At 33.7% G+C, this 12,870-nt stretch carries 10 protein-coding genes and 2 pseudogenes; 5 read left to right on the top strand and 7 right to left on the bottom strand.

What is annotated here, in order from left to right; all coding sequences use genetic code 11:
* Positions 1-335: 335 nt before the first annotated feature.
* The 3 genes and pseudogenes from K737_RS07565 to K737_RS01710 all read right to left on the bottom strand — a co-directional run.
* Positions 336-533, bottom strand: a pseudogene (locus K737_RS07565) (helix-turn-helix domain-containing protein); the annotation flags it as partial.
* A gap of 580 nt (positions 534-1,113) precedes the next feature.
* Positions 1,114-2,325 (bottom strand): pyridoxal phosphate-dependent aminotransferase, encoded by a 1,212-nt coding sequence (locus tag K737_RS01715; protein ID WP_006302353.1) that lies wholly within the window; start codon positions 2,323-2,325, stop codon positions 1,114-1,116.
* Positions 2,326-2,355: 30 nt separating this feature from the next.
* Positions 2,356-2,988, bottom strand: coding sequence for a hypothetical protein (locus K737_RS01710; protein ID WP_006302351.1), 633 nt, complete (start codon positions 2,986-2,988; stop codon positions 2,356-2,358).
* A gap of 482 nt (positions 2,989-3,470) precedes the next feature.
* Between K737_RS01710 and K737_RS01705 the strand changes: the two genes are divergently transcribed.
* Both K737_RS01705 and K737_RS01700 read left to right on the top strand, forming a co-directional pair.
* Positions 3,471-4,034 carry a BON domain-containing protein gene (locus K737_RS01705; protein ID WP_023492088.1) on the top strand — a complete coding sequence of 188 codons (564 nt, stop codon included), beginning with the start codon at positions 3,471-3,473 and terminating at the stop codon, positions 4,032-4,034.
* The gene (locus tag K737_RS01700; protein WP_006302347.1) at positions 4,031-4,822 is read left to right on the top strand and encodes an MlaE family ABC transporter permease; all 792 of its coding nucleotides are present in this window, start codon (positions 4,031-4,033) and stop codon (positions 4,820-4,822) included. The genes K737_RS01705 and K737_RS01700 overlap by 4 nt, the downstream gene beginning before the upstream one ends.
* A 693-nt stretch (positions 4,823-5,515) precedes the next feature.
* Here the strand turns inward: K737_RS01700 and K737_RS11815 are convergent.
* The 3 genes from K737_RS11815 to K737_RS01695 form a co-directional block, all read right to left on the bottom strand.
* Positions 5,516-5,734, bottom strand: a complete 219-nt coding sequence (locus tag K737_RS11815) for a transposase (protein WP_407636442.1) — start codon at positions 5,732-5,734, stop codon at positions 5,516-5,518.
* A 297-nt stretch (positions 5,735-6,031) separates the two neighbouring features.
* The gene (locus K737_RS07550) at positions 6,032-6,199 is read right to left on the bottom strand and encodes an IS630 transposase-related protein (RefSeq protein ID WP_006302343.1); all 168 of its coding nucleotides are present in this window, start codon (positions 6,197-6,199) and stop codon (positions 6,032-6,034) included.
* A 590-nt stretch (positions 6,200-6,789) separates the two neighbouring features.
* Complete coding sequence (locus K737_RS01695; protein WP_006302341.1) at positions 6,790-9,858, bottom strand: hypothetical protein; 3,069 nt, start codon at positions 9,856-9,858, stop codon at positions 6,790-6,792.
* 408 nt (positions 9,859-10,266) lie between these two features.
* On the opposite strand from K737_RS01695, the gene K737_RS01690 reads away from it, so the two are divergent.
* The gene (locus tag K737_RS01690) at positions 10,267-11,157 is read left to right on the top strand and encodes a UbiA family prenyltransferase (RefSeq protein ID WP_006302340.1); all 891 of its coding nucleotides are present in this window, start codon (positions 10,267-10,269) and stop codon (positions 11,155-11,157) included.
* A 912-nt stretch (positions 11,158-12,069) separates the two neighbouring features.
* Here the strand turns inward: K737_RS01690 and K737_RS10945 are convergent.
* Positions 12,070-12,303 (bottom strand): annotated as a pseudogene (locus tag K737_RS10945) (IS5/IS1182 family transposase); the annotation flags it as partial.
* A gap of 61 nt (positions 12,304-12,364) precedes the next feature.
* Between K737_RS10945 and K737_RS10455 the strand changes: the two are divergent.
* Complete coding sequence (locus K737_RS10455) at positions 12,365-12,556, top strand: hypothetical protein (protein WP_006302337.1); 192 nt, start codon at positions 12,365-12,367, stop codon at positions 12,554-12,556.
* Positions 12,531-12,866: an IS630 transposase-related protein gene (locus K737_RS10940; RefSeq protein WP_006302334.1), complete on the top strand. Its 336-nt coding sequence runs from the start codon at positions 12,531-12,533 to the stop codon at positions 12,864-12,866. The genes K737_RS10455 and K737_RS10940 overlap by 26 nt, the downstream gene beginning before the upstream one ends.
* The last annotated feature ends 4 nt before the right edge of the window (positions 12,867-12,870 follow it).

The following is a 12,870-nucleotide window of genomic DNA, read 5'->3' as shown; positions in this document are numbered from 1 at the left end:
GCAATGCCGAGCATTATTTTGTTCAATGGAAAAGGTTTTTTCTTTTCCCTGAAAGGGGTGGGTGCTTGGAATAATTTTATTAAAACCTGCCCAATGATCTTATGCAATAAAGTAAAATTTTCCATTTTTTTAATCGTTCAAAAAATCGTTTGAATGTTTGACTATAGTGATCACCAAGTCCTAATCGATAAGCCCTGCACGATCCTAGGATTTAGAAATCCAAGCTTTAAAAATCCAAATTTTTTGCTTCTTTTTTTAATAATGCAAAAATTGATCGATTTCCTTGTCTTCTGGGGAGGGCTAAACTTTGGCGCATAGCCTTGATTATAAGGTGCTCCCCCCTTCAAAACAGCGGTGGCGCTGATACCAAAACGCTGAGCAATTCGGTTCATTGAAAAGCCGCTTGCGTATAAAACAAGGGCTTTGAGCTTGTCTTTTTCGGGCACATCTCGTGAAATTTTTTCCACATCTTTTACATTTGTACAGCTGAATCCCTCGAACACAACCGCTTTTAAAGCACTCTTAATATTCACAAATTTTACATACAATCTTTTTTAGAGACTTTTAAAAGACTTCTTTTACTGATTTTAACAAAAAGTATCTTTAGTTAAAATCTTCGAAACTTGGGGGGAAAAATTTTTAATAAAAGAGCTGAATCTAGGTCAGGGGGGAGTTATGGATAACGCTACCTTTCACCGATCACAGAAAACTAAAGATTTCATTGAATCTGTTGGGTGTGAGGTGCCCCTGATCTAAATCAATTGAAAGATTCTGCGCCAATATGAAACGATGGATTAAATGCCAAATTAATGCATTTAATAAACTTTATGATGCTTTTTCTTCATTCTTCCAAATCCCACCTTCAGGCTAAATGACTATATAATAATCAGTTGAAACAAAAGAAGGCCATAAAAAAGACTGTGCATTTTATAGGTTCTAACTGCTTAATTTTGTAAAAATTTACGTATATTTTTTGAAATCTTAACAATTTAAATTTTAGGTAGCAGTGTTATCTCATCTTAAATTTTGTTTACAAAGCCTAGCCTAAAACAGAGTCTAATACAAACACATAGCTTCGGGTTTTAAATCTCCGTTCTAAACATTAAATTTTTACTACAAAGAGGCACTTAAAAAACGTTCTAACTGTTCTATCCCTTCTTCTATGAGGCTTGGCGAAACAGCATAAGAAAATCTTAGATATTCTTTTTTCCCAAATTCAGTTCCAGGAACTGTACATATATAAGCACGATTTAATAGACCTTCTGCTAATTCTGTATCAGTTTTCCATCCTAACGCACGAATTTTTGGATGATTTAATAATTCCGCGCAAGAAAAAAATACATAAAAAGCACCTTCGGGAGCTTGTACGCTTTTCCCTCCAGGAAGGCGGCGTAATGCTTGAACTAAAGTATCTCTTCTAGAGGAAAAAATTTTTCGATTCTTGCAAAAATATTCTTTTATTCCTTCTGAATTTAAAGACTTTTCTACAGCTTCTTGAACTAAACAACAAGGACCAGAGGTACTGTGAGATTGAATTTTTTCCATTCCTTGTATAAGAACTTCAGGCCCTATCCCCCATCCTAATCTCCATCCTGTTGCTGCAAAAGATTTAGAAATACCATTTACAACTAAAACTCGAGACCTAAGCTCTGGACACACATGCAAAAGATGCGGACAAAGATCTTTAGTGTAAGACAAAGACTCATAAATGTCGTCAGATAAAATAAAAACAGAAGGAAAATCTTTTAAAACTATTGCTAACTGATGTAAGGTTTCAAAATCATACACAGCTCCGGTAGGATTGTTAGGAGAATTTAAAATTAACCATTTCGTTTTATCAGTTAGCGCTGTTCTTAACATTTCTGGTCTTAGTTTAAAGCCGTTCTTTTCATCGCAAAGAACAGGTACCCAACGTGCTTTTGTTAACTCAACAATCGTCGGATAAGAAACCCAATAAGGACTGGGGATGATTACTTCGTCAAGCGATTCCAAACTGGCCATGAGCGCGTTGTAAATAACTTGTTTTGCTCCGGTTGAAACACAAACGTTCTGTGCATCCCATCCAGATAATTTTTGGTGCTGTTCGGTGTACTGCAAAATACTTTTTTTTAAGGTATTCGTGCCAGATACTGGAGTGTAGAGGTGAGATTTAGATTTTATAGCATCTAAAACACTAGAAAACAGCTCATCAGGGGGAAACAGATCGGGTTCTCCAACGCTAAAATTAAAAACTCTATGACCTTGAGCTTCTAAAAATTTTGCTTTTTTAGACATATTAAGCGTAGCAGAAGCTGCTAATTTTGAAACAGTGCCAGATACAATCATATAAAAAGTTTTTCCTTTTTCATCTTTCTACTATTTAACCCTATCATACAAAAAGAAACAACGCTTTTCAGCACAAAAATTTTTAATCCTTTTAGAAAAAGCATCAGAAGGGTCTAGCGCTACTACACTATAGGCGTGCTTCCAAACTAAAAGATCTTTTTTACTGTCTCCGAAATAGTAAAATTTATTCTCTCCATAAAGATCGATAAGAGCTTTTGCTTTTGCAGAACCTACGCAATGAATTGTTTGTGTACTGCTTATGATGTGATCAAAACAGTTTAGGTAAGCGCCAACAGCATAAGCGGTGGGGTAACTTGCCCCGGTTGCAAGTACCAAAGGAATATTTTGTGTTTTGCACAATTTTAAAAAGTCTATTAAAAATGATCGATAAGGTAATGTTTCTGGATTTATGGGGTATTTCATACTGACCCACCATTTAAAAGCTGCCCAAGATTGGGTGTACAAAAGTTTCGGCAGCCCAAAAAATGCTTGTGGGAAAAAAAAATATAGAGAACTGCTTTGTAGTAACGTAAAATCCAAATCAATACATATTGGCAAAGAGACCCGACCTAAATCTAAAATTTTGAAAAGCTCTTCTGGGGAAGGTCTGTACAAAGCGCGAAGTTCTTGAAGCATCCTTTCTTTCAAAAAATCAAAACGCATTTTAATTTTAGCAAAATAATCAATAAAAGCTAGACCAATTTGAAAAGAAAATCATTGAAAAGAAATAATTTTTAGGTCAAATAGGCCTGAAAGGAAAATGGAAATAATCGTTTCTAATTATTTGTTTGTATTTGCAATTGGTCCAAAATATTTAAAGATATTCACCTTGACGTTTTAGCCTAAAAATTAAAAATTCAAGAAGAGAGTAACGCTTCAGCAAATCTCAAGTAAGAGATTCAAGAGGGAAAAAATTTTTTCAAACAATGCATTAACTGATATGAATATGAATACTATATACCTTTCTTATGATAAAAAATGTTTTAAGCAGGCAAATCCATGTACTTAAAACGCAGTACATAGCTTTACGATTTTCCATTTGATTATGTCAGAAGAGCATTTTCTTAGTTTATCCATAAAAACAACTTGACCTTATAAAGGCTTAAAGCTATCCTGAAAATAGTATTGCTTTGTTGCTTTTAGGTATGTTTAAAAGTCGTTTTTGTACTTTTTTTTACACGTGCATTATATTGATAGGGGTACAAGGATGCGGAATTTTGTCTTTTAATTCTCAAGATCGTACAGTATCAGAAGCTTGGGATGATAGCACGATTCGGCTCAAGCTTTCTCAAGATTTTCTATTACACGATTCTGGTTTGTTAGACGGGATAGAATCGCTGGTTTATCAAAAAGACGTGTTGTTGGTAGGAAGCGTTCCAAATGAGGAGATGAAAAGAGAAGCGGAGAAAATTGCAAAACAGGTAAGTGGTGTAAACAAGGTGTGGAACGAAATATCTGTAGGGGTGGAATATTTTACTGACTATATTAGTGATGGTATTACCGAAAAAAAAATTAAGGCAAATTTAATTTTAGACGATAAGATTAAAATAGAGAATTACACTATTCGTGTTTTTAAAGGAATTCTTTATGTGTTAGGAAGTGCATCTGATCCTGAAGAATTAAAACGTTTGAAGTATTATGTAGATCAATTTTCTTTACGAGATGCAAAATATTTTGTAAAATTTAGCCCGAAGGATAAAAAAATATGAATGGAGAACGGTCTGCATTAATGCAAGTGTGTGCTTTTTTTGGAAGAAGTGCTTTAGTTTTTTTTCAAAATACTGGTCAAAGAGGGGTATTTTTTACTAAAACTTTTTTTCCTGGAAAGGGGCCTTTCATGAACGTGAAAGTTTTTTTTGTTTTATTTTCTCAGTATTTTTTGTACTCTTTGCCCCTTGTGGGGATGACAGCGGTATGTGCTGGGATGGTTTTAGCATTACAAAGCGGGAAATCTATGCATGGCTTTGATGTTTCCAGTATTCAAGTAGAGCTAGTTGTTTTTGCTATTCTAAGAGAATTAGGCCCAATTCTTGCAGGACTAATGATGGCTGGACGTCTTGGCGCTTCTATAGCTTCTGAGTTATCCAGCATGACAATTACAGATCAAATTAATGCACTTGTTAGCGTGGCAGTTTCTCCTTTATACTATTTAATTCGTCCTAAAATTATTGCTGTTTTATGCGCTCTTCCTTTGCTTACGTTGTTTTCGGACGTTATGGGAATTTTTGGGGGATACTTAACATGCGTGCTAAAACAGGGGATGCATGGACCTCAATATTTGGAGTGTGCTTTGGATATAATTCATTGGACTGACATTGAAATAGGTTTGTATAAATCAGTAGTCTTTGCGTTTGTTATTGCCTTTGTTGCCTGTTATGAAGGGTTGAACGCGCCTTCTAGTGCTCTTGGGGTTGGGATTTCCGCGCAAAAGAGTGTGGTCATTTCTTCTCTTTTGATTTTGTTCACAAATTATTGGGTGACCTTTTTTTTTCCATGATTTTTTTTTTGCGCAATACTATTTTTGTGTTTTCTGGACTATGCATCGAAAAGTAACTTCCTTTCTAGATTTTTTGAGTGCGTTAAAAATATGAGCAGTCATGAATTTTTGTTGAAAAAGTTTAGCTAACGAATTTCAAAACGAGTTTAGCTAACGCATTTCAAAACGCTTTCTGTGTTAGAAATCAGCTTTTGTTTGTTGATCAGAAAAAAAATTCTGGAGTTGGAAAGTTACACTTTAGAGCCCGTCCTTAATTAAGCCAAACGACAAGTGAAGCCAAGTGAATAGTGCCTAGAAAATTGGAAGACGTTTTATTTTAGCGCGGGGCAATGGCGTGGTATTACTCAGTTTAGAAAAAAAATTCTCGATCAAATGAGGGGATTTATAAAGATATGTATCATAATTTTAAGCTCCCAAACAGATCTTTTTAGGGGGGATCAAGGCCTTACACCCTTTTTCTTTAAGTTTTTGCGTTCACCGGCAAGCACTTCATCAGCCTTCACGAGGTGATCTATCAACGCTTCTCCCCCTCCAGATCACGGTCCCGACCTTTTGTTAAGCGAAAAGTGATGGAATTGCCGTGGGAATCACAGATTGCAAGGATCTTAGTGCTCAGATGGCATAGTTTTCGTTTTTTTAGCGTCAGCGCTGTGTTTGTCTGGGGGGTGTACAAGTTTCATCGCGTATGGTAATTTAGGTTGAATTGGATATTTTAAAGAGCCAAGAAATAGCGTCGAATAGGGCGTTGAAATTTAGTATATTGCATTCAATCCCCCTATTCATATTAGCCCAGAATTTCTCTATTGGATTCAAATCAGAAGAGTAAGGAGGTAGAAAAATTATACTGCATTTTACAGATTCTATTAATTCTCTACTTTTCTCGGATCTATGAAAAGAGACATTGTCCATAATAACACCTTGACCAGGCTTTAGTTCTTTGATCAGAAAATTCTACCCAAGCTTGGAATAATACTGTGTCGCAAGATCCGTTAACCCCCATTGGTGCTATGGGCGTGTTATTAAGCAAACCGGCAATACTATTTGTTCTTTGATACTATTTTCCACTCTTTTTTCCAACAAACTTTTCACTTTTTTTGCCCCAGCCTTCTGTCTTTGCATATAGCCATATCAATGCTGATTTCATCAATATATACAAGACTTGGATACGATATATATTTGATCGATTATTGATACTGACTTCGATTTTCTTTACTTAGCTTTTCTTGGCTTGCTTTCGCGTACGAAAAGTCTTTTTTTTAAGCTATAGCCTAATCTTTTTAACCAGTAACTGAGTTGTACCCCAAATTCTTGAGCAGCTTTTTTCAAGGTCATATTTTGGGTTTCTTTGACGCACTTTTCAAGCTTCCCTAAGTTCAATCTTTTTTTCTGAGCTAAGCGCGCCTATTAGGAAAATAACTGCCTTCTTGTCTGCATTTTCTATGCCAATTTTCTATACCACCTTCCTATTGCTGGTACACTTATTTTGCGATGCTTCAATATACCCGCCACCCTTATCTAAATATTCTATTCCTCTTTGTCTTAAATTGTTGCTGTAGCTCTTTGTCATTTTCCTTTTATTTCAACAAAAAAACTACACCTAATTCAACCTAAATTACTATATTATTAAATTCTCAAAAAAACACACAAATATTACCTCTCTTCTTTTTGTGTTTCCCGTACTGAACTATACGCTAGCTTTAGACTTAATGCCTGAGCATACTTAACCTGCGTATAAAAATTTTATTATATATATTTTTTTCATTCCCCTTCAAATACTTTACCTACTCTGGAAGAAAGGGAATTCAATAGAACTTACGTGCCTGTCCTACACATAAAAAAAGTAGGGGGCAAGCCCAGTTTTAGAGTAATACATAAAAATGAAGGCTTCCTAGGTTAGCTTTCTAATTGGAGTAATTTTTTTATACTTTCCTCTTTTCTGATCCATGCACCTGCTTGCGTGTTTGTATCTAGTAGTTACAATGCGTTAACGATAAAATTTTATGATCGTATTGACGAAACGGACACTCGTTAATATCTAATAAAGTAAGGACGGCACTTGCTTTTAAATCTTTTTCTGTTCTTTTTTCTTCATTTTTCCCTCTTGAAAAAGCATCTTCAAAAAATTTCTCTAATCTTGAATGGGGAAAAAAATGATCTTGATTAGAAATCGAAGCAGCATGCAGATAAACATGGGCTTGATACTGGCTCCTCAAATTTTCTTTAAAACTTCTATAAGAACTCAAATCTTTAAAATACCTTTCATAGGGTAAATCTTCACCATCCAAAACGTTTAAACAAAAATCTATCAGATCATCCAAAAGCTGCTCTCTTTGTTCTGTGGATGCTTGAAAATATTCTTCAGAAAACTTTTTATTGGCTTTTTTTGAAAAAATAGAAGCTCCTTTTTTTCTTTTTTTTTCGCTTTCATCCAAATTGAAAAACTCGGAAGACTTAAAATTTTCTCTTTTTTCAAAACTATCGTGGACTAAAAAATACGTTACTTCCCCTAAAATAAAATCTTCTTTTTCTTTCTGAAGCATAAGTATCTCATGGTTTTTTTTCTGCACGCTACAAGAAAACTCTTTCATCAAAATTTTATATAACCAAGGGAAATTATAAGCGACAAAACTCATTCCACTGACTACGCTAGAAGGCCAAAACTGTTCTTCCTTATAACGAGAATTTAGATAGCTTGAGAATTCTTGATTCATGCTTCCGTTAAATTCGGTTGTTCGTTCGATAAAGAACAACAGTTCTTCTGGTTCAAAATTTTCAGAAATCGTCCTGATTTGCGAAGATGGATCTAAAAAGCTTTTATAAGCAAAAGAAAAATGTTTCACTTTTTCAGACAATTTTTGATCTTTGTCAATATTTAAAGCTCTTACAAGTGCTTTTTCTGTAATTTCAGGATCTTGTTTAATGATTTCTTTCACCTTAGCACAATTAAATTCATCAACTTTTTTGCTAAGAGTTAGGAACTCTCTATCAATTTCCTGCTCTTCTTTTCTTAAATTTTGTAATTTATTTCTTTCAAAGTTTTTAATTCTATTTTTAAAATTCTTTACTTTAAAATATTTTAATGATTCTATATTGTTCTTATAATTCTTTGAATTATAAGTTTCCATCAAATATAGTAAAAAATTCACATTATCTTTTTTGAACGTTTCATCAAAATAGTTCAAAGCATTTTGCTTATCTAGAAAATTTTCCTTTTTTTCTAAAGCACTGAACATTTTTAAATAATTACTAAAGCATTTATACACCTCAAAATCGTCTTTTATCTCATTTTCACTTATTTTCTTATCAATAAGATCTTTAAATTTTAAAAATGCTCCCCAATGGTTGCCACTTAACACTTGTAGAAGGTTAAGATGAATTTTTTCCTGTAAATTTTTAGACAAATCTTCAAAAGAAATACCAGATAAGTCCATATATTTTGCGAAAAAATCCAACCCGTGAGAATCAGATACCATTTCTCCAAATATTCTTTCCTTTTCATCTTCGGAAAGATCATTTGTGGAATCTACAATAAAATTTAACAATTTTTTAGAACAGTAAAAAAACACCTCGCCTTTATTAAAATCACACTCGTTAGAAAAAAGAAAAAATTCTTGAGGACGAAAATAGATTAATAATTTATTTTTTTTAGGAAGGAATAGCATATCTCTTATTTTGTACGCTAGAATGTTACGAAAATCTTTAAAATTTTTATCATCTAAAAAACCGGATTGATTTTTTGCTTTACACGCTTCATAGATATCGACAGCAGTGTTCAATGAAACTCCAACAGCTTTCCCCAGCGCTTTTGGATCAAGTAAAAACAAAATTTTAAAAACACGCACAAAAGTTTCTGGAAGAGCGTTAGGAATATCAGACTTAAAAATAGTGAAAACGAAATTTAAATTAGCTTTTATTGTATCAAAATCTTCGTTCGGGTTGTCAGCTAACAAAACCTCCAGAGCTAAAGCTAGCACATTAGGATTGCTTTCTTCTAAAAAATTAGAAAAAAAAGAAGAAAAAAAATCCGAACGAGAATTCAAAACACTGATCGAATTTTCTTTATTTTTTTGCTCTTGCAACTGAGAGTTAAAGATAGCTTCTTCCCAAGCTTGCAAAATCATAGAAAGACACTGAGGGTGCGCCTCTATTTTCTCTAGCTCTTCTAATCTTACTGTTTTAGAAAAAGTTTTTAAAGCACAAAAAGCGTAACTAAAGTCAAAAAAAGTTTGACATTCTTCCTCTTCTTTTCTTGTTTCCTCTCCGCTTAGTAAAATAGACAAAGCTTGAACTAGAAATTGATCTTCAGAATTACCAAAATCTTCTAGACAAGAGCAAAGAGTTTTTTGGTCAATAAAAATTTTATGATAAAAAGCCCTACCAAGAACAGACAGCCCCTTACCTAAAGTACTTAAAAAGTTTTGACTAGGATTTTTAGCAACGTGCTCTAATAAATAAGAAAAAGACTCACTTAAAACACCTGGATACGCCTGGCTAAAGGTTTTTAAAACGTACCCTAAGGCATGTTCACTCACACCACTTAAATCAAACAACACATGAAACAATTTTACAGAATCAGTAGATCTTAACGTATCTCTTAACTCTATTTTAGTCAAACTGTTTCGATTCAAAATTTCTGGAACAAGAAAAAAATTATCACACTCTCTTGAAGCATTTACGACAGCCTGATCGATAAAATCTTTTCCAAGCTCTAGCCCCAAAAGAAAATCATCAAAATTTTTTTCAGCACCCGCAGCACCTAAAATATGTTGGGAGCTAGAATTTACACCCTTTGAGCTACTTAAGTCATCTAGGTTTTTCAAGGCTTTTATAGGAACTCGATTTCCAGAATCTGTCTCAGAATCAAAATTTCTTAATTTAATAATTAAAGCCCGGTTAAAATCGTCTATTTTGGCAGCCAAAATATCCATTGATACCTCATTACCCTGGGGAGCTCCATAAACAGCTTGAATAGTGTTTTCTAAAATAAAGTTTCCTAAAATGCTTACAGATAATATTAATAAAATTTTACTTTTCATGAGTATGACTTTAACTTACTGACATTCTTTGGCTTCTCATTGTATGAAAAACATTATTTGATTGTCAAGAACGATAAGTATTGTCAAGAACGATAAGTTTATTAGATAAAATCTGAATGAACAAAAAATTAATTTACGCGAAAAAAGCATCAACCTCTTTCATTGTCTAAACGCAATCCGCTCTTGACTGTAAAAAAAATTTATTTCTATCTAGCTAAAAAATCTAATTCAGATGGATAAGAATTATTAAAACCACAAAAATTTTTTCAATTTACTAAACTTGTTAGTACTAGAAATTTTGTAACAATATCGATATATAAATTAAAAAAATTTATAAGTTTTTGAGTTTTTTAATTTTTTTTGTAAAATATTGTAAAATTTCAGAATCCTTTAAACATAGTTCATTTCATGAAGTCCAGAAAATTTTATTACTTTTCAGGTATAGCAAGAACGTTTTTTTCAAAAGAAAGCTGGAAATTATGGTTTTTAGCTGCTCGATTTTTTCAAATTCACGGAACGTTGCTTTTGTTTTGGCCTTGTCTTTGGGGATACCTTTTCCAAACCAATAAAAATATACAATTTTGGGAATTAGCATGGCTTTTTTCAGGGGCAGCTTGGATGAGATCGGTAGGATGCGTTTATAACGATTGGGTAGATGCTCCTTTAGATTGTTTTGTTCCTAGAACTGAAAATCGTCCTTTAATTTCAAGGCCAGAAGGGTGGAAAATTCCTATGTTCTGCATTTGTGGATTTTTTAGCATTCTTGCGATGTGGACTTTGCCGTTTAGGGTCATTTTTCTTGGATCCATTGGATGGATTTTTTCCTTAGGGTACCCCTGGTTAAAACGATACATCATTCCTCAGGCAGCACTAGGTGTGCTATTTGGTTGGGGGGTATGGATCGGCGCTTCCCTTTCTATGATGCCCAGTTTGTCTTTGTGTTGGGGAAAATATATCGTTGCTATTTTGTGGGCAACAGAATACGATTCAATTTATAGTGCACCTGATCAATGTGCAGATCGTAAGCTTGGGTTAAAGTCTTTGGCAAGCTATGCACGCTATAATACAAGAAGAGTGGTTTTAGGAATATGTATGATTCGTTGGGGAATTATGGCAGGGATAAGCTATTCTTCGGAAAAATCTTTAATTTTAACCTTGTTATCTGCCAACATTACTTATTACAGCTTACGTAAGGTCTGTTTTATAAAATCTTACTCCTGTTACCAATATTTTTTACTACAATCATGGATTCAGGGAGGGATATTGGCACTTTGGTCCTATTATTTGGTATTATCTTAATATAGCTAAGGTTGCATAAAAAGCTCTATATAACAAGAATAAATTAATCTAAAATGCTTGTCAAAACTTGAAAAAAAATGACGATATTCAGTTAAATTCCGTAAAAAAATGCCAAAGTTACGATCAGCTGATGAAAGTTTTGTCAAGCTACCCAAAAGATTTAAGATCTCAAATATAACAATAAGAAAGTGGAAAAATCAATTAATATCTAATAAAAATAGGAATAGACTCCCAATAAAAATATAAACAAAGCTTTAAAAAAAGATATTCGGGATAAGGCATACTAAAAAGCGTATTGGAGTTACGTATAAAAAAACTCTGAATCTCCCCAAGGCAGATCCCGTGAAAGGCCCACATTTTGCTGGCAGATTGGTAAGCTGAAAAATAAGAAAAACTAGGTTACAGTGAACGAAAGCAGTTTTTCGCATGACATGCTAAGACCCCATGGATATTCGATATAAGGGCAGCCATATTATGGGAATCCGTCAGTTTTTACGTTTTAGGTAGAGCAGATTTTATAGCTACCCTAAAATAATATGACTATCATTAGCTAAACTTTAATAATCTGAGTGAAGATGACTTATTCCTTTGATTTTTGTAAAAAAGTCCTTGAGGTGAGAGAAAACGAAAAACTGAGTATGGTTGGCTGGAATACGTTTCTGTGTGAGTTTATCCAGTATCCGACGCTGGTATAAGTGTTCAGTCCTAACACCATATGGTTTGGATTGTGATTAAAGTTTAGCGGATTTTACTCAAATTCTTTAAGAAAGATATCAAAGAGAGTTTGATATTTCAATGATTTAAATTTTACGTTGATGATTATAATATTAAAAGCTATCAAATACTTTTTAATTTATTTCAAGCACTGATAATAATATTTTTTTGTTGTATATTAGACCTCTTCGGAAACGATCATTTAGGTAACTCCATATTGTAAATAGCAGAGATGAGGGGGAATTTTAGCCTTAATCTTTTTCGTCTATTTCTATATTTATCTTCTACGCTTTTAAATCGCTTAATCATTCCTATGACATTTTCATTGTCTCTCCTTTTTCTCGCGAGTTCTTGATTCTTCTGCTTATCCCCTTATGTTAAAGTGGGAGCCGTATTTTTCTTTTTTGGCAATTCGGATTTGCGATGCATCTTTTATATCCCGTGATATCCCTTTTATAGTAATTTAGGTTGAATTAAGTGAAATAAAAGGAAAATGACAAAGAGCTACAGCAACGATTTAGGACAAAGGGCAATAGAATATTTAGATGAGAGGAGGGCGGGTATATTAAAGCAGCGCACCTTATTTAAAATAAGTGTATCGGCGATAGACAGGTGGTATAGAAAACCTGGACAAGAAGGCAGTTATTTTCTTAAGAGGCGTGTTTGGCTCAGAAAAAAAGATTGACTTAGAAAAACTTGAAGCGTACGTCAAAGAACCCCAAGATATGCCATTAAAAAAAGCCGCTCAGGAATTTGGGGGAAATATTTTTGCAATCAGTTGCTGGCTAAAAAGATTAGGCTACAGCTTGAAAAAAACTTTTCGTACGTGGAAGCAAGCCAAGAAAAGTAAAGTAAATAAAAGCAAAGTCGGCATCAAGAATCGATCAAATATAGCGTATCCAAATATTGTATATATTGATGAAAGCGGCATTGATAGGCTATGTACAAAGACAGAAACTGGGGCAGAAACCATATACTCCCCCTCACTTTTTTGAAGGG

Origin of the sequence: Holospora undulata HU1 (assembly GCF_000388175.3) — a bacterium.
In the GTDB taxonomy this organism is placed as follows: Bacteria; Pseudomonadota; Alphaproteobacteria; order Holosporales; family Holosporaceae; genus Holospora; species Holospora undulata_A.
This window is presented reverse-complemented; position numbering and strand designations above follow the sequence as displayed.

Excerpts from the sequence above, each read along its gene's own strand:
- K737_RS01705 (WP_023492088.1), top strand. The coding sequence starts at position 3,471 with ATGTTTAAAAGTCGTTTTTGTACTTTTTTTTACACGTGCATTATATTG.
- K737_RS10455 (WP_006302337.1), top strand. The coding sequence starts at position 12,365 with ATGACAAAGAGCTACAGCAACGATTTAGGACAAAGGGCAATAGAATAT.
- K737_RS01710 (WP_006302351.1), bottom strand. The coding sequence starts at position 2,988 with ATGCGTTTTGATTTTTTGAAAGAAAGGATGCTTCAAGAACTTCGCGCT.
- K737_RS01690 (WP_006302340.1), top strand. The coding sequence starts at position 10,267 with ATGAAGTCCAGAAAATTTTATTACTTTTCAGGTATAGCAAGAACGTTT.
- K737_RS01715 (WP_006302353.1), bottom strand. The coding sequence starts at position 2,325 with ATGATTGTATCTGGCACTGTTTCAAAATTAGCAGCTTCTGCTACGCTT.
- K737_RS01700 (WP_006302347.1), top strand. The coding sequence starts at position 4,031 with ATGAATGGAGAACGGTCTGCATTAATGCAAGTGTGTGCTTTTTTTGGA.
- K737_RS01695 (WP_006302341.1), bottom strand. The coding sequence starts at position 9,858 with ATGAAAAGTAAAATTTTATTAATATTATCTGTAAGCATTTTAGGAAAC.